The organism is Pantoea jilinensis, from assembly GCF_019104105.1.
Taxonomy (GTDB): domain Bacteria; phylum Pseudomonadota; class Gammaproteobacteria; order Enterobacterales; family Enterobacteriaceae; genus Pantoea; species Pantoea eucalypti.
Genome location: NZ_CP077746.1, coordinates 3072178 through 3087710, shown reverse-complemented (window position 1 = coordinate 3087710; position 15533 = coordinate 3072178). Strand labels below are relative to the sequence as shown.

Genomic DNA, 15533 nt, shown 5'->3' with positions numbered 1-15533 from the left:
AGAGCAGCGTTGTGCGATTATTCAGTCAGTTAAGTTGGTATTTCCTGCGGGAGTGGCGGCGCTATCTGGGCGCGGTCATCCTGCTTATTGTTATTGCTATTCTGCAGTTGCTGCCGCCGCATGTAGTCGGCGTGATTGTCGATGGTGTAACACGTGACAACATGAGTTCCAGCCGCATCATGATGTGGATTGGGATCATGCTGGCAACGGCAATCGTGGTCTATCTGCTGCGCTATGTCTGGCGCGTCCTGTTGTTTGGTGCCTCCTACCAGCTGGCGGTTGAACTGCGCGAAGATTTTTATCGCCAGTTGAGTCGTCAGCAACCGGCATTTTACCTGCGTCACCGCACCGGCGACCTGATCGCGCGCGCCACCAACGACGTGGACCGCGTGGTGTTTGCGGCCGGAGAAGGGGTACTGACGCTGGTCGATTCGCTGGTGATGGGATGTGTGGTGTTGCTGGTGATGAGTACTCAGATCAGCTGGCAACTGACGCTGCTGGCGCTGGTGCCGATGCCGATTATGGCTATCGTGATCCATCGTTACGGTAATCAGTTGCACCACCGCTTTAAGCTGGCACAGGCGGCCTTCTCCAGCCTCAACGATCAGACGCAGGAGAGCCTGACCAGCATCCGGATGATCAAAGCCTTTGGTCTGGAACAGCATCAGTCGCAGCAATTTTCCGACATCGCCCGTGATACCGGGGAAAAAAACCTGCGCGTCGCGCGGGTCGATGCCCGTTTCGATCCCACAATCTACATCGCGATCGGTTTCTCAAACCTGCTGGCGATTGGCGGCGGCAGCTGGATGGTATGGCATGATCAGATGACGCTGGGACAGCTCACCAGTTTTGTGATGTATCTCGGCCTGATGATTTGGCCAATGCTGGCGCTGGCGTGGATGTTTAATATTGTCGAACGCGGCAGCGCCGCCTGGAGCCGCATCGGTGCGCTGCTGGCAGAAGCGCCGGCGGTGGAAGATGGCGATAAATCTTTACCCCCTCAACCCGGCATGCTGCAGGTCGCTATTCGCGCCTTTCACTATCCGGCCAGCACAGGTCCGGTGCTAAGCGATATCATCTTCCAGTTGAAACCCGGTGAAATGCTGGGACTGTGCGGGCCAACCGGCAGTGGCAAAAGCACACTGCTCAGCCTGATTCAGCGTCACTTTGATATTCAGCAGGGTGACATCCGCTACCATCAGATCCCGCTGCCGCAGTTACGGCTGGACAGCTGGCGCAGCCGTCTGGCCGTAGTCAGCCAGACACCGTTCCTGTTCTCAGACAGTGTGGCGAACAATATTGCATTGGGGAAACCGGGCGCAACCCAGCTGGAGATAGAACGTGCAGCTATGCTGGCCTGTGTTCATGACGATATCCTGCGTCTGCCGCAGGGTTATGAAACGGAAGTCGGGGAGCGCGGCGTCATGCTGTCCGGTGGACAGAAGCAGCGTCTTTCAATTGCCAGGGCACTCCTGCTGAATGCCGAAATCCTGATTCTGGACGACGCACTTTCTGCAGTGGATGGACGTACCGAACACGAAATCCTGCATAACCTGCGCATCTGGGGGCAGGGCAAAACACTGATTATCAGCGCACACCGCCTGTCAGCGCTGACAGAAGCCAGTGAAATTCTGGTGCTGCAACAGGGCAGCGTGATGCAGCGAGGCGATCACGATGCGCTGGCCAGCAGTGCTGGCTGGTATCGTGATATGTACCGGTATCAGCAACTCGAAGCGGCACTGGATGATGATGAAAATGAGAAAGGAGTGCCGCATGGCTAAGTCTGCACGCTTGTGGCCAACCCTGAAGCGTCTGCTGAGCTACGGCAAGCCATGGCGCAAATCTCTGTCGCTGGCGGTTGGCATGCTCTGGATTGCTGCCGCAGCGGAAGTGACCGGCCCGGTGCTGGTCAGCTATTTTATTGATAACCTGGTGGCGAAGCATCAGATGCCCTGGGGTATCGTTGCCGGACTGGTGGTGAGTTTTATTCTGCTTCAGTTACTGGCCGCCGGGCTGCACTACTGGCAGGCGCTGTTATTCAACCGTGCCGCAATTGGTGTGGTCCAGCAGTTGCGCTGTGACGTGATGAATGCAGCACTCTGTCAGCCGCTGAGCGCCTTTGATACCCAGCCGGTCGGTCAAATCATTTCGCGTGTGACGAACGACACCGAAGTCATCCGTGATCTCTACGTCACGGTGGTCTCCACTGTACTGCGCAGTGCTGCACTCGTTGGCGCCATGATGGTAGCGATGTTCAGCCTTGACTGGCGCATGGCACTGGTGGCGATGATGATCTTCCCGCTGGTACTGATAGTCATGTTTATCTATCAGCGCTACAGCACGCCGATTGCCCGACGGGTTCGTAGTTATCTGGCAGACATTAACAACGGCTTTAACGAAGTGATCAGCGGCATGAGCGTGATTCAGCAGTTTCGCCAGCAGGCGCGATTTGGTGAGCGTATGGGCGAAGCGAGTCGCTCCCACTATCTGGCGCGAATGGAGACGCTGCGTCTTGATGGCTTTCTGCTGCGCCCTCTGTTGAGCCTGTTTTCAGCGATGGTACTGTGTGGGTTGCTGATCCTGTTCAGCTTCTCGGTGCCTGGCGTGTTTGAAGTCGGGGTGTTGTATGCCTTTATTACTTACCTGGGCCGCCTGAATGAGCCGCTGATTGAGCTGACCACGCAGCAATCGATGCTGCAACAGGCGGTGGTTTCTGGTGAGCGTATTTTCGAGCTGATGGATGCTACGCAGCAGCAATATGGCATCGACCCGCATCCACTGGCTTCAGGTCGTATCACCCTGAACAATCTCAGTTTTGCCTACCGTGAAAACCGCGATGTACTCAGTGATATCAATCTTGACGTCGCACCGCGTGAATTCGTGGCACTGGTGGGCCATACCGGCAGCGGCAAGAGTACTCTGGCTAATTTGCTGATGGGCTACTACCCGGTGACGCGCGGCGAAATCCGGATTGATGACCGGCCTATTGGTGACCTGAGTCATGCCGTGCTGCGACACGGTATCGCGATGGTGCAGCAGGATCCGGTCGTCCTGGCCGATACGCTGCTGGCCAATGTCCGGCTGGGCCGCGACATCAGCGAAGAGGCTGTCTGGCAGGTGCTCCAGCAGGTACAGCTGGCGCCACTGGCGCAGGCTTTACCAGAGGGAATTCATACCCGGCTGGGCGAGCAGGGCAATAATTTGTCGGTCGGACAGAAGCAGCTGCTGGCGCTGGCCCGGGTACTGGTTGATCTGCCGCAGATACTTATCCTCGACGAGGCAACAGCCAATATCGACTCCGGTACCGAACAGGCGATTCAGCAGACACTTGCGACGCTTCGTCAGCACAGTACGCTGGTGGTGATTGCGCACCGACTATCAACGATTGTGGAAGCGGACAAGATTCTGGTGCTGCATCGCGGTCGTGTGGTGGAGCAGGGTACCCATCAGCAACTGCTGGCGATGCAGGGACGCTACTGGCAGATGTATCAGCTACAACAGGCAGGTGAAAATCTGGCGTCGGGCGTGCCTGTAACATCTGAAGGTTGAGCTGCACCTTTTTTGAGCATGTTTATCAGAATAATCTGTACAAATGCACTCCTTTGACGCCTTAAGCACCAAAGGAGTGCAGTCCCTGGCAGTATTCCCCTTCATCCAGGCTTCAGGTTTCCGCTACGGTTAAAACCATGCCTTGCCGCGTCTCGCCTGACTCACTGATTAATGTCAGTTTTACACTCTGGCACAGGCTTTGCTTATATCTCTTCGTGTCCATAAACGTTACCAATTTACTCGCTGGAGGGGATCCAATGAAGCTGGTCACCGTCGTAATTAAGCCATTCAAGCTGGAGGATGTACGTGAAGCTTTATCCTCTATCGGCATTCAGGGACTGACCGTCTCCGAAGTGAAGGGGTTTGGCCGTCAGAAAGGCCATGCAGAGCTTTATCGTGGCGCAGAATACAGCGTAAATTTCCTGCCAAAAGTCAAAATTGATATCGCGATTGCCGATGATCAGCTGGACGAAGTGGTGGATGTCATCAGTAAAGCGGCTTACACCGGCAAAATTGGCGACGGTAAGATTTTCGTGGCTGAACTGCAGCGCGTCATCCGTATTCGTACCGGCGAGACCGACGAAGCCGCTCTGTAATCAAGACTCAGTACTGTGATGGGATGGAATAAAAATGAATAAAATGTTAGCTAAGTTGGGCCTCACCAGCCTGGCACTGTTACCCTCACTCGCGATGGCTGCGCCTGCCGTTGCGGACAAGGCTGATAACGCATTTATGATGATTTGCACCGCGCTGGTGCTGTTTATGTCAATTCCAGGTATCGCGCTGTTTTACGGTGGTCTGATTCGCGGCAAAAACGTTCTGTCGATGCTGACCCAGGTCGCGGTGACCTTCTCGCTGGTTTGCGTATTGTGGGTGGTCTACGGCTACTCCCTGGCGTTCAGTGAAGGCAATGCTTTCTTTGGTGGCTTTGGCTGGGCCATGCTGAAAAACATTCAACTTACCGCCGTAATGGGCAGTTTCTATCAGTATATCCACGTCGCTTTCCAGGCCTCATTTGCCTGTATCACCGTGGGCCTGATTGTCGGTGCGATAGCTGAACGTATCCGCTTCTCTGCAGTACTGATTTTTGTCGGTGTCTGGCTGACGCTCTCCTATTTACCAATCGCGCACATGGTGTGGGCGGGCGGTTTCCTGGCTCAGGATGGTGCGCTGGACTTTGCTGGCGGTACAGTAGTGCATATTAACGCCGCAGTAGCAGGTCTGGTGGGCGCTTATCTGGTAGGCAAACGTGCTGGCTTTGGTAAAGAGGCCTTTAAGCCACACAACCTGCCAATGGTCTTCACCGGCACCGCGATTCTTTATGTTGGCTGGTTCGGCTTCAACGCCGGTTCTGCGTCTGCAGCAAATGAAATCGCGGCATTGGCCTTCCTGAACACCGTCGTCGCAACCGCGGGCGCAGTCCTGGCATGGACCTTTGGCGAGTGGGCGGTACGTGGTAAGCCTTCTCTACTGGGTGCCTGTTCAGGCTTTATTGCCGGTCTGGTAGCGATTACCCCAGCCTGTGGTTACGTTGGCGTGGGCGGATCCTTGATCATCGGTCTGGTTGGCGGCCTGGCAGGATTGTGGGGTGTGACCACCCTGAAGAAATGGCTGCGTGTGGATGATCCCTGCGATGTGTTCGGCGTACACGGCGTCTGCGGAATTGTAGGCTGTATTCTGACTGGCGTGTTTGCTTCCTCTTCACTGGGCGGCGTGGGCTATGCACAGGGCGTTACCATGGGCCATCAGGTCTGGGTGCAGCTGTTCAGCGTCGGCCTGACTATCGTCTGGTCGGGTGTTGTCGCCTTTATCGGCTTCAAGCTGGCTGACCTGATTGTTGGTCTGCGTGTACCGGAAGAGCATGAGCGTGAAGGTCTGGATGTAAACAGCCACGGCGAGAACGCTTACAACCAGTAATGTGTCAGTACGGAAAAGATTAATCGGGGGCGAGAAATCGCCCCTTTTTTTATTCGCTGCGCTGACGCATCACGCCTTCCTGAACCGTCGACGCCACCAGCACACCTTGCTGATTGTAAAACTCACCCCGGACAAAACCGCGTGCGCCAGAAGCCGAGGTACTGACTACGCTGTAGAGCAGCCATTCAGTGAAGTCGAACGGGCGATGGAACCACATGGAATGGTCGATCGTGGCGACCTGCATGTCCGGTTCTAAAAAGCCTTTGCCGTGCGGCTGAAGCGCGACCGGCAGGAAATTGAGATCGGAAGCATAGCCGAGCAGGTACTGATGAATACGTAAGTCGTCAGGTAGTGGGCCAGTGGCACGGATCCAGACCTGGCGCTCAGGCTTAGCCACATGTCCCCGCAACGGGTTGTGAATCTGTACCGGACGGATCTCCAGCGGACGTTCAGCAATGAATTTCTCGCGTAGCTTTTCTGGCAGAAGATGTGCCATTTTCTGCGCCATCGCCTGTTCAGTTAACAGGTTTTCAGGCCCGACGACTTCAGGCATCGGATTTTGATGTTCAAATCCGCTTTCCGGCGACTGAAACGATGCGGTCATGTAAAAAATCGGCTGTCCATTCTGAATGGCACTTACCCGCCGGGCACTGAAACTTTTGCCATCACGCAGCGTTTCAACATCATAGATAATCGCTTTCTGGCTATCGCCGGGCCGCAAAAAGTAGCTGTGGAAAGAGTGGATAACGCGATCTGGCGGAACGGTTTGCTTAGCGGCATAAAGCGCCTGACCGACCACCTGACCGCCAAAAACCTGGCGCAGACCCAGATCTTCGCTCTGGCCGCGATATAAACCCTCTTCGAGTTTTTCCAGATTTAACAGATTCAGCAGATTTTGCAGTGCCTGACTCATGGCGCATTCCTCAATAAAGTGACCTGCTCAGTGTGAAAGATCGGACCAGTTAACGTCAATCAGACTTTCCGCTTTAGCTGAGCCAGGCAAAATTTCATTTTTGTGCCAACATTAAGGACATACGGCGAGTGAAACGCTGTAAGCAGGATTCGCTGCCGACAATCATTTTGATCAAATGGAGACGACATCAATGAAACTCAGGCATGTGTGTAGTGGTGTAATTATGGCGCTTGCTGTTGCGGGATGCGCCGATAAGAGTAAACCCGTTCCGACCCCCACTCTGGGTTCTGCGGTTGCAGGCCAGACCGCGGCAATTGCGCAGCCTAACGTAAGTGGCTCTGTATTTATCCGCCAGCGCATTGCGCTGCCGCCGGATGCGGTGTTAACGGTAACCCTGTCTGATGCCTCTGTATCCGATGCACCATCAAAAGTGCTGTCGCAACGCGTGGTGCGTACTGAAGGTAAACAGGCACCGTTCCAGTTCGTGCTGCCGTTTAACCCGGCCGACATCCAGCCTAATGCGCGCATTCTGTTAAGCGCAGCGATCTCAATCGACGGCAAGCTGGCTTTTGTCACTGAAGGCGTGAAGCCGGTGATCAACCAGGGTGGCACTAAAGCTGAACTGCTGCTGGTACCCGTGCCATCAATGGCGATGCCAACCCAGCCGGGGGCAGCGACCACCGTTCCTTCGACCTCACCGACTCAGGTGACGCCGTCTGCAGCTGTTCCTGCACCAACCCATATTTAATCACTTTTCGGGGCGACCTTGTCGCCCCTTTTACTGCCTGAAATCCCAGCGATACGTTCCGATATCAAGCTGTCCCTCATCACTTACCTCTATGCCTTCGGCTTCCAGTGCATCGCGCTGTCTGAACAGACGGTCGCCCTGCAGTGAAATTTTACCGTGACGATTGACGACGCGATGCCAGGGAAGGGTAGTGCCTTCAGGTAACCGACTGAGCACGCCGCCGACCTGACGTGCCGCCCGCGGAGAACCTGCCAGCAGCGCCACATCGCCATAGGTAGTGACATGGCCATACGGAATAGCGGCAACAATTTGCCAGATGCGTTGCTGGAAGGTGTCAGGCTGATCCATGTGTTTATTTCATCTGCTTATTTCATCAGGAATAGGGTCTTAACTTTAGCATGGGGAGAAAGCAGTGAAAGCGTTATAGCGGCGGTTGTTCAAGAAAACAACGGTTGTCCCGACTACGCTTGCAATTGCACCCTCCTTCCCAGATAATGCCCCCGCTCTCGTAAAGAGGGCTTGTCAATGGGGGCCCTGTTGGTTCTCCCGCAATGCTAGCTTGTGAACTCGGTCAGATCCGGAAGGAAGCAGCCGTAGCAGGTGACGCGTGTGCCGGGATGTAGCTGGCAGGGCCCCCACCACTTTCTCCCTCGCAATATCCCTTCATAGAAACTGCAGACAGGCAAAACCCGCCTGGCCGATTGGTTTGACGGCAGGCAGGAATATCCGGTACTAAAAAGTGTAAAGCTAAGTACTAATCAATAAAACTAGCGGACAAATTTCCAGACTGAACCCGGGACTTTATCGTAAAGCTTGTTCATCGTCAGTTCTGCCAGACGATGGTCAGCTGCCGAGTAAAATACCGCTAACTCATCTTCAGGTAATTCATACTTATTTTTTTCAATGACCCTTTCCAGGGTATCCAGTGAACGGCAACGCCGTAGTCGCATCAAATAATCAGTTTTAGTCAGGGTTTTGTTCATAAATAAACCGTTCTCATGTCTGTACTATAATGAATGGCTCGGTTGCTGGAGAAAAGCGCACTCTTCAGTGAACAGATTAAATAAGCGTTTAGCTGAACGTTGCCACCGTTGAAGATCCGGACTATTGACACCATAGTTGCTGAATAACATAAAGGTATCATCAAGATATTCATCGATTTGCGAAATCAGCGCTTCATCTTCAACGTGCTTAATTTTGTAATTCATGGTGAAAGAGGCGATGTGCTCAATCAAATCGTTAAGCTGCAGATTGCTTTCAGAAGTGGGATCATTTACCCAGCCATGATGGCTGTCGGTTAATGTTGCCATGCTGTCGTCAAACAGGCTTTCACATAGGTATTTAAGCTGGGCAATATCATGCCGTTTCGGTGAGTATTCGTCCATCTTTTTCCCCTCCATAGCTAGCACAGTTGCCGCAGGGCAGCGAGTCACGATAACGCCGCCGGGAAGCGATTATTCGGGCAGTTATTAAACGGGATATCTTAAAGATAGTGTAAAACCATTAGTTCTGCTCACCTCCATTACTAAATATTACAATTCATCGCTGGGGGAGGGTTGTGCATTGTCAATCGCATCAAACTCAAGTGCACCGGGCACAATGCGAAACTTCACCTGCTCCGATTGCGTTACTGTTTCATTTAAATCCTGACAAGGACTAAATAAATTCCAGTCAAAATCGTAAAGTAATTTAAAACTATCCAGATCCTGATATTCAACACAAATAATTTTTAAACTGCCAGGAACTAACTGCGCATTCTGCGAATACCAGCGTAAATCCCCTACCAGCAAATCTGTTATTTTGAGAATATTCCGCTGAACAATCTCCGCTAATTTTGTGCAGTCTGATTCGCCTACAGCAATATCACATTCAATTCGTGACAACATATCTGGTCCGCTTATAACCGTTAATAAACCTATCATTGGATTTCTGCAACCAGTTTGCAAGCCAGCAGAGCACAAAACCGTTAATTGTTAACCTGCGCCAGTGGTGTGAGCAGGCTGCATCGCATGTCTGCGACTGCCAGTGACACCTGGTGTTATTTATCTTTTGATACACATTCGCGCATAGGTGCAACAACAATATCCGATATATTATTGTTATGTTATAACATATTGGTGAAGTGATGCGTCAGAGTGGATTACTTATGTCATTAGGTGGGCGACTGGCTATCGCACTGCTGTTCATTGCGCTGCTTGCTGTGGCGATAAAATGGGGGATCAGCGCATGATCCGGTTCAACGCACTTCGCGCGGGCTATCAGGGACAGGCTGTTACCCCCGCCATCAATGGTCAGCTCAGCGCTGGCTCGATGACAGCCCTGGTCGGCGCGAATGGTAGCGGCAAATCAACACTGTTAAAAACCATCGCGGGCTTGCTGCCACCAATAGCGGGGCGCTGCGAGCTGCAGGTTTCGCGGCGGGCTATTGGCTGGATGCCACAGCGTACTGAACTGGAGACGCGCTTTCCCCTGACGGTATTTGAACTGGTTTCAATTGGCTGCTGGCCTCGCTGCGGCTGGTTCGGCGGCATCAACCGGGAACTGCGTCGGGAAATCTGGCAGGCGCTGGAGGCGGTTCAGATGCGTGATTATGCAGATGCGCAGCCCGCGACCTTATCGGGCGGACAGCTTCAGCGCGTCTTGTTTGCGCGACTGATGTTGCAGCGCAGCCAGCTCTGGCTACTGGATGAGCCTTTTAACGGCATTGATAGTCAGACGGTAACATTACTGATGTCGATACTGGAACAGCAACAGCAGGCTGGAACAACGCTGCTGGTGGTGCTGCACGACCGTCCACTGGTCGCTCGCTACTTCAGTAATGTGATGTCGATGGATGATACGGAGGTCAGTTGCACCTGGCTCCCTGATCCCCCTCTGCGGAGTTATGCGCCGTGACGTTGATACAGCCTTTTATTGAGTTTGGGTTTATGCGGCGCGCACTGGTTGCCTGCGTCGCGCTGGCTATCAGTGCCACGCCACTCGGCGTATTTCTTTCGCTGCGCCGTATGAGTCTGATTGGCGATGCATTATCACATGCCGTGTTGCCGGGTGCGGCTATTGGCTATCTGATCTCCGGACTGTCACTGGTCGCGATGGGTATCGGCGGCCTGATCGCAGGTTTAGCCGTGGCGCTGCTCTCGGGCGCGGTGAGTCGATACACGCCCTTAAAAGAGGATGCCAGTTTTGCCGGGTTTTATCTCGGTTCGCTGGCGCTGGGCGTCACGCTGGTCTCACTGCGCGGCTCAAGCGTGGATCTGCTGCACGTGCTGTTTGGCTCGCTGCTGGCGGTGGACAACGCTGCACTGTTGCTGGTTGGCGGCATCGCCGCCTTTACGCTGATTATGCTGGCGATCATTTATCGTCCGCTGGTCATCGATGCCTTTGACAGTGACTTCCTGCGGGCGCAGGGAAAATGGAGTGCACCGCTGGTGCATGGTCTGTTTTTAATGCTGGTGGTGCTGAATCTGGTGGCGGGCTTTCAGGTGCTGGGCACGCTGATGTCGGTGGGATTAATGATGCTGCCCGCTGCCAGCGCCCGTTTCTGGAGTCGCCATCTTGCCGCGATGCTGGCTATCGCCATTTTCATGGCAATGCTTTCAGCCCTGGCTGGCCTGATGCTCTCCTGGCACTTTTCATTACCGGCCGGTCCCGCTGTGGTGCTGAGCGCCGCCATGCTGTTTTTTTTCTCCATTCTTGCAGGGCCATGCGGCGGGATTTTGCGCCGCCATTAATCTTAAGGGGTATCTATGAAAAAATTACCGGTTAGCCTGGCGCTCGCTGCGCTGTTTGCCACGCCATTTGCAATGGCAAAAACGGTGGATGTCGTGGCCAGTTTTACTGTGCTGGCAGATATCGTCAAACAGGTCGGCGGCGATCATGTCAACGTAAAAAGTCTGGTGGGACCGAATGGCGATCCCCATACGTTTGAACCTACGCCACAGGACAGCCAGGCATTGGCGAAGGCCGATCTGGTGTTTGTCAGCGGACTGGGGCTGGAAGGGTGGATGGATCGCCTGGTCAGCGCGTCGGGATATCGCGGGCAGCCCGTGGTCGCTTCAACGGGTGTGACTACCCGCAGCATGGAGGAGGAGGGCAAAACGGTGACCGATCCACACGCCTGGAACAGCATGCAGAACGGCGTTATCTACGCGACCAACGTGATGAATGCGCTGGTCAAAGCCGACCCTGAAGATGCACCAGCAATCCGCAAGCGTGGGCAGAATTACATACAGCAACTGCAGGCGCTGGATAGCTGGGCAAAAACGGCCTTTGATGCTATTCCAGTCGACAAACGTAAAGTGCTGACCAGTCACGATGCGTTTGGTTACTTTGGACAGCGATATGGCGTAACGTTTCTGGCACCCGTCGGATTCTCTACTGAAGCAGAAGCGAGTGCCAGCAACGTGGGGAGCTTAATCAACCAGCTCAAACAGCAGCACATTAACCGCTATTTCATCGAGAATCAGACGGACCCGCGGTTAGTGAAACAGATAGCCAGCGCGACCGGTGCTGAGCCAGGTGGTGAGCTCTATCCGGAAGCGTTATCCACGGCTTCTGGCCCGGCGGCGACTTATCAGGCGGCCTTTAAACATAACGTGAATGCGATGCTGAAGAGTATGCAATAGGCATAAAAAAGGCCGGGCGAGCCCGGCCAGTCATCACGACACAAACTAGCGTTTCTTCTTCCTTCCCTGTACAGCCTTAAAGCGTGGATTTGTTTTACAGATGACGTAAACACGTCCTTTCCTGCGCACCACTTTGCAATCCCGATGGCGATTTTTGGCGGAGCGCAGAGAGCTTAATACCTTCATGAGTTACCTCTTCTTTGCGGCCAGGAAAGAACCGAAACGCTGGTTAAAGCGTGCGGTGCTGCCTTCTTTAGCAAAATCTTTCTGTTTGCCGGTGTAGAAAACATGCGAGGCGGATGACACGTCCAGAGTGACGTAGGGCAGTGTTTCGCCTTCGAACTCAACTGTGCGATCGGTTTTAATGGTGGATCCGATTTTGAACCACACATCCGCGGATGTGTCATGGAAGACCACGTGACGATAGTGAGGATGAATATTCGCTTTCATAATGCACGCCTATGTAATGTTATAATATAACATTATTATGCGCCGCACCTTTTGAGATTGCAACTGTCGTAGCGCTGGTTCAGGTGAAGTGGCAGGAGAGAAGGAGGGTGGAATCGCAGGCATAAAAAAGGCCGCTTGCGCGGCCTCAGATGATTTACAGCTTAGTGAGTCTGGTTATGTTCAACCGGATGACTGTTCGCTGATTCTTCTTTTTTCTTGCCAAAGCGGCGGCGTACTACCACAAAGAACACCGGCACAAAGAAGATTGCCAGGATGGTCGCGGTAACCATACCACCGATTACGCCTGTACCTACCGCGTTCTGCGAACCGGAGCCAGCACCGGTACTGATCGCCAGCGGCAGTACCCCGAGAATAAACGCCAGTGACGTCATCAGGATAGGACGCAGACGCATACGACACGCTTCCAGCGCAGCTTCAATCAGCCCTTTGCCCTCTTTATCCATCAAATCTTTAGCAAATTCGACAATAAGGATGGCGTTCTTGGTCGAGAGGCCGATGGTGGTCAGTAACCCGACAACAAAGTAGACGTCATTACTTAAGCCACGCAGAGTGGTAAAGAGCAGTGCACCAATGACCCCGAGCGGGACAACCAGCATAACCGAGAAGGGAATCGACCAGCTCTCGTACAGTGCGGCGAGACACAGGAAGACCACAATCAGCGAGATAGCATAGAGCGCAGGAGCCTGATTACCGGACAAGCGTTCCTGATAGGACATGCCAGTCCAGTCATAGCCGATACCGGCAGGCAGTTTCGCCGCCAGCTCTTCCATCAGATCCATTGCCGCACCCGAACTTTTACCGGGAGCTGCCTGTCCCAGGATTTCCATCGCAGGCAGGCCGTTGTAACGCTCAAGGCGCGGTGAACCATACTGCCATTTCGCTGACGAGAAGGCAGAGAAGGGCACCATGGTTCCACTGCTGTTGCGCACGAACCATTTACCAATGTCGTCCGGCAACATGCGAGAGTCCGCTTTACCCATCACGTAAACTTTTTTCACACGACCGCGGTCAATGAAGTCGTTCACGTAAGAGCCACCCCAGGAAGCCGCCAGCGTAGTGTTGATATCACTGAGTGATACGCCCAGTGCCTGCGCTTTTTCCTGATCGATGGTCAGCTTGTACTGCGGTGTATCTTCCATACCGTTCGGGCGCACGCCAACCAGCGTATCAGGATGCTGTGCAATCATACCAAACAGCTGATTACGCGCTTCCGTCAGCTTATCGTGACCCAGGTTATTCTGATCGATGAGCTCAAAATCGAAGCCAGTCGCGTTACCCAGTTCAATGATAGCGGGCAGGTTGAACGGAATGACCATCGCATCTTTGATTGCGCCCAGCGCCTTCATGGCGCGGCCAGCAATCGCCGGAACTTTCATGTCTGCGCCGGTACGCTCATCCCACGGCTTGAGACTGACGAAGGCGATACCGGTATTCTGTCCACGACCAGCAAAGCCGAAGCCGTTAACGGTGAACACCGATTTAACCGTGTCTTTCTCCTGCGTCAGGAAGTAGTCCGTCACCTGATCAAGCACTTTCTGAGTACGCTCCTGCGTTGCGCCCGCAGGCAGCTGCGCCTGAGCCAGCAGCAGACCCTGATCCTCTTCCGGTAAGAATGAAGAGGGCAGTCGCATAAACAGAAACGCCATTCCGACCACGATGACCAGATAGATCAGCATGTAGCGACCCGTACTGCGAACCATGTGGCCGACACCATCCACATAGTGACTGGTGCTTTTGTCGAATATACGGTTGAACCAGCCGAAGAAACCGGTGGTTTTCCCGTGATCGCCTTTTTTGATCGGTTTCAGCATGGTGGCACAGAGTGCCGGCGTCAGAATAAAGGCGACCAGCACCGATAGCGCCATCGCCGAAACGATAGTAATGGAGAACTGGCGATAGATAACGCCGGTCGAGCCACCAAAGAACGCCATCGGAATAAATACAGCGGCCAGTACCAGCGCGATACCGACAAGTGCGCCCTGAATCTGCTCCATTGAACGCTTCGTTGCTTCTTTTGGCGGTAATCCTTCTTCCGCCATCACGCGCTCAACGTTCTCAACCACCACGATGGCGTCATCCACCAGCAAGCCGATGGCCAGCACCATCCCGAACATCGTCAGGGTGTTTATCGAATAACCAAACGCGTTGATAACGGCAAACGTACCCAGCAGTACCACGGGCACAGCGATAGTTGGAATGAGCGTGGCGCGGAAGTTCTGCAGAAACAGATACATCACCAGGAACACCAGCACAATCGCTTCGATCAGCGTTTTCACCACTTCGAAAATCGAGATCTTAACGAAAGGTGTGGTGTCATACGGATAGACCACTTTCAATCCGGCCGGGAAGGTCGGCTGCAATTTGGCCAGTTCTTCTTTCACCGCATTGGCGGTATCCAGCGCATTCGCACCGGTGGCCAGCTTGATACCGATACCGGACGCAGGCTTGCCATTATAACGGGCAACGATTTCGTAGTTTTCTGCACCGAGTTCAATCCTTGCCACATCACGCAGACGAACCTGAGAACCATCTTCGTTCACTTTGAGCAGGATTTTGCCGAACTCATCCGTTGAGGTCAGACGGGTTTGCGCAATGATTGAGGCGTTGAGCTGCTGTCCTGGCACCGGCGGCGTACCACCTAACTGACCGGCAGCGACCTGGGTGTTCTGAGTGTTCAGCGCACTGATCACATCAACCGGCGTCAGGTTGTAGTTGTTCAGCTTGTGCGGATCCATCCAGATACGCATCGCGTACTGCGCACCAAATACCTGGGTATCACCCACGCCTTTGGTACGGCTGATCGGATCTTTGATTGATGACGAAATAAAGTCAGAAATGTCATTCTGCGTCATGTTGTCATCGTCGCTGATGAAGCCCGCAACCATCAGGAAGCTACTGGACGATTTCTTAACCTGAATCCCCTGTTGCTGCACTTCCTGCGGCAGCAGCGGCGTCGCCAGCTGCAGTTTGTTCTGCACCTGAACCTGCGCGATATCTGCATCTGTACCCGACTCAAAGGAGATGGTCAGGGTCAGCGTACCGGACGAGTCGCTGCTCGAGGACATATACATCAGTCCATCGATACCGTTCATGTTTTGTTCGATAACCTGGGTCACCGAGTCCTGCAGCGTTTTAGCATCCGCACCAGGGTAGGTGGCCTGAATCTCAATCGCCGGCGGGGCAACATTGGGATATTGCTCGATCGGAAGTTTGAGAATCGACAGCGCACCGACCAGCATGATGATGATGGCAAGCACCCACGCAAAGATGGGTCGATCGATAAAGAACTTAGCCATGAATCAACGGCTCC

General features: G+C 53.7%; 16 protein-coding genes and 1 other RNA gene. 9 read left to right on the top strand and 8 right to left on the bottom strand.

Features of this window, described 5'->3' with window-relative positions; translation table 11 throughout:
• Nucleotides 1-11: 11 nt before the first annotated feature.
• The 4 genes from KTJ90_RS14610 (at nucleotide 12) to amtB (ending at nucleotide 5466) form a co-directional block, all read left to right on the top strand.
• The gene (locus KTJ90_RS14610; protein ID WP_003850473.1) at nucleotides 12-1781 is read left to right on the top strand and encodes a SmdA family multidrug ABC transporter permease/ATP-binding protein; all 1770 of its coding nucleotides are present in this window, start codon (nucleotides 12-14) and stop codon (nucleotides 1779-1781) included.
• Nucleotides 1774-3549, top strand: a complete 1776-nt coding sequence (locus tag KTJ90_RS14605) for a multidrug ABC transporter permease/ATP-binding protein (protein WP_499025155.1) — start codon at nucleotides 1774-1776, stop codon at nucleotides 3547-3549. Before KTJ90_RS14610 ends, KTJ90_RS14605 begins: the two co-directional genes overlap by 8 nt.
• Before the next feature lie 257 nt (nucleotides 3550-3806).
• A complete protein-coding gene (gene glnK / locus KTJ90_RS14600; protein ID WP_003850469.1) occupies nucleotides 3807-4145 on the top strand; it encodes a P-II family nitrogen regulator in 339 nt (112 codons plus the stop codon).
• 34 nt (nucleotides 4146-4179) lie between these two features.
• Nucleotides 4180-5466: an ammonium transporter AmtB gene (gene amtB, locus KTJ90_RS14595; protein ID WP_003850465.1), complete on the top strand. Its 1287-nt coding sequence runs from the start codon at nucleotides 4180-4182 to the stop codon at nucleotides 5464-5466.
• A gap of 49 nt (nucleotides 5467-5515) precedes the next feature.
• Here amtB and tesB read toward each other — a convergent pair whose 3' ends face one another.
• Entirely contained in the window at nucleotides 5516-6379 is an 864-nt protein-coding gene (gene tesB, locus KTJ90_RS14590) for an acyl-CoA thioesterase II (protein ID WP_003850463.1), read from the bottom strand.
• Between the two features lie 190 nt (nucleotides 6380-6569).
• Between tesB and KTJ90_RS14585 the strand changes: the two genes are divergently transcribed.
• The gene (locus KTJ90_RS14585) at nucleotides 6570-7127 is read left to right on the top strand and encodes a YbaY family lipoprotein (RefSeq protein ID WP_008924908.1); all 558 of its coding nucleotides are present in this window, start codon (nucleotides 6570-6572) and stop codon (nucleotides 7125-7127) included.
• A gap of 30 nt (nucleotides 7128-7157) precedes the next feature.
• Here the strand turns inward: KTJ90_RS14585 and KTJ90_RS14580 are convergent, their stop codons facing one another.
• Nucleotides 7158-7475, bottom strand: a complete 318-nt coding sequence (locus KTJ90_RS14580; protein WP_003850460.1) for an MGMT family protein — start codon at nucleotides 7473-7475, stop codon at nucleotides 7158-7160.
• Between the two features lie 187 nt (nucleotides 7476-7662).
• Between KTJ90_RS14580 and ffs the strand changes: the two genes are divergently transcribed.
• An RNA gene (gene ffs, locus KTJ90_RS14575) (signal recognition particle sRNA small type) lies at nucleotides 7663-7759 on the top strand.
• Nucleotides 7760-7894: 135 nt separating this feature from the next.
• Here the strand turns inward: ffs and hha are convergent.
• The 3 genes from hha to KTJ90_RS14560 all read right to left on the bottom strand — a co-directional run bounded on the left by hha (nucleotide 7895) and on the right by KTJ90_RS14560 (nucleotide 9013).
• Nucleotides 7895-8110 (bottom strand): hemolysin expression-modulating protein Hha, encoded by a 216-nt coding sequence (gene hha / locus KTJ90_RS14570; protein WP_003850458.1) that lies wholly within the window; start codon nucleotides 8108-8110, stop codon nucleotides 7895-7897.
• Between the two features lie 24 nt (nucleotides 8111-8134).
• Nucleotides 8135-8512, bottom strand: a complete 378-nt coding sequence (tomB, locus tag KTJ90_RS14565) for an Hha toxicity modulator TomB (RefSeq protein WP_003850455.1) — start codon at nucleotides 8510-8512, stop codon at nucleotides 8135-8137.
• 147 nt (nucleotides 8513-8659) lie between these two features.
• Complete coding sequence (locus KTJ90_RS14560) at nucleotides 8660-9013, bottom strand: hypothetical protein (RefSeq protein WP_003850454.1); 354 nt, start codon at nucleotides 9011-9013, stop codon at nucleotides 8660-8662.
• Between the two features lie 340 nt (nucleotides 9014-9353).
• Between KTJ90_RS14560 and KTJ90_RS14555 the strand changes: the two genes are divergently transcribed.
• Genes KTJ90_RS14555 through KTJ90_RS14545 form a run of 3 tightly spaced genes read left to right on the top strand, consistent with a single transcriptional unit; the run spans nucleotide 9354 to nucleotide 11752 of the window.
• On the top strand, nucleotides 9354-10022 hold the full coding sequence (locus KTJ90_RS14555) for a metal ABC transporter ATP-binding protein (protein ID WP_008924910.1): 669 nt from the start codon (nucleotides 9354-9356) through the stop codon (nucleotides 10020-10022).
• Nucleotides 10019-10858 carry a metal ABC transporter permease gene (locus tag KTJ90_RS14550; RefSeq protein ID WP_003850449.1) on the top strand — a complete coding sequence of 280 codons (840 nt, stop codon included), beginning with the start codon at nucleotides 10019-10021 and terminating at the stop codon, nucleotides 10856-10858. Before KTJ90_RS14555 ends, KTJ90_RS14550 begins: the two co-directional genes overlap by 4 nt.
• A gap of 15 nt (nucleotides 10859-10873) precedes the next feature.
• Nucleotides 10874-11752, top strand: a complete 879-nt coding sequence (locus KTJ90_RS14545) for a metal ABC transporter substrate-binding protein (RefSeq protein ID WP_003850447.1) — start codon at nucleotides 10874-10876, stop codon at nucleotides 11750-11752.
• Between the two features lie 45 nt (nucleotides 11753-11797).
• On the opposite strand, the gene ykgO is transcribed toward KTJ90_RS14545, so the two are convergent.
• The 3 genes from ykgO to KTJ90_RS14530 all read right to left on the bottom strand — a co-directional run bounded on the left by ykgO (nucleotide 11798) and on the right by KTJ90_RS14530 (nucleotide 15519).
• Entirely contained in the window at nucleotides 11798-11938 is a 141-nt protein-coding gene (gene ykgO / locus KTJ90_RS14540; RefSeq protein WP_003850445.1) for a type B 50S ribosomal protein L36, read from the bottom strand.
• Nucleotides 11939-11941: 3 nt separating this feature from the next.
• Nucleotides 11942-12202 carry a type B 50S ribosomal protein L31 gene (locus KTJ90_RS14535; protein WP_008924911.1) on the bottom strand — a complete coding sequence of 87 codons (261 nt, stop codon included), beginning with the start codon at nucleotides 12200-12202 and terminating at the stop codon, nucleotides 11942-11944.
• Between the two features lie 161 nt (nucleotides 12203-12363).
• Nucleotides 12364-15519, bottom strand: coding sequence for a multidrug efflux RND transporter permease subunit AcrB (locus tag KTJ90_RS14530; RefSeq protein WP_003850443.1), 3156 nt, complete (start codon nucleotides 15517-15519; stop codon nucleotides 12364-12366).
• Nucleotides 15520-15533 lie beyond the last annotated feature (14 nt).

Bases quoted from the DNA above. Each gene is read 5' to 3' on its own strand.
- tomB (WP_003850455.1), bottom strand. From the start codon at position 8,512: ATGGACGAATACTCACCGAAACGGCATGATATTGCCCAGCTTAAATAC.
- KTJ90_RS14605 (WP_499025155.1), top strand. From the start codon at position 1,774: ATGGCTAAGTCTGCACGCTTGTGGCCAACCCTGAAGCGTCTGCTGAGC.
- KTJ90_RS14560 (WP_003850454.1), bottom strand. From the start codon at position 9,013: ATGTTGTCACGAATTGAATGTGATATTGCTGTAGGCGAATCAGACTGC.
- KTJ90_RS14585 (WP_008924908.1), top strand. From the start codon at position 6,570: ATGAAACTCAGGCATGTGTGTAGTGGTGTAATTATGGCGCTTGCTGTT.
- KTJ90_RS14555 (WP_008924910.1), top strand. From the start codon at position 9,354: ATGATCCGGTTCAACGCACTTCGCGCGGGCTATCAGGGACAGGCTGTT.
- KTJ90_RS14580 (WP_003850460.1), bottom strand. From the start codon at position 7,475: ATGGATCAGCCTGACACCTTCCAGCAACGCATCTGGCAAATTGTTGCC.
- KTJ90_RS14535 (WP_008924911.1), bottom strand. From the start codon at position 12,202: ATGAAAGCGAATATTCATCCTCACTATCGTCACGTGGTCTTCCATGAC.
- KTJ90_RS14530 (WP_003850443.1), bottom strand. From the start codon at position 15,519: ATGGCTAAGTTCTTTATCGATCGACCCATCTTTGCGTGGGTGCTTGCC.
- amtB (WP_003850465.1), top strand. From the start codon at position 4,180: ATGAATAAAATGTTAGCTAAGTTGGGCCTCACCAGCCTGGCACTGTTA.
- hha (WP_003850458.1), bottom strand. From the start codon at position 8,110: ATGAACAAAACCCTGACTAAAACTGATTATTTGATGCGACTACGGCGT.
- ykgO (WP_003850445.1), bottom strand. From the start codon at position 11,938: ATGAAGGTATTAAGCTCTCTGCGCTCCGCCAAAAATCGCCATCGGGAT.
- KTJ90_RS14545 (WP_003850447.1), top strand. From the start codon at position 10,874: ATGAAAAAATTACCGGTTAGCCTGGCGCTCGCTGCGCTGTTTGCCACG.
- tesB (WP_003850463.1), bottom strand. From the start codon at position 6,379: ATGAGTCAGGCACTGCAAAATCTGCTGAATCTGTTAAATCTGGAAAAA.
- glnK (WP_003850469.1), top strand. From the start codon at position 3,807: ATGAAGCTGGTCACCGTCGTAATTAAGCCATTCAAGCTGGAGGATGTA.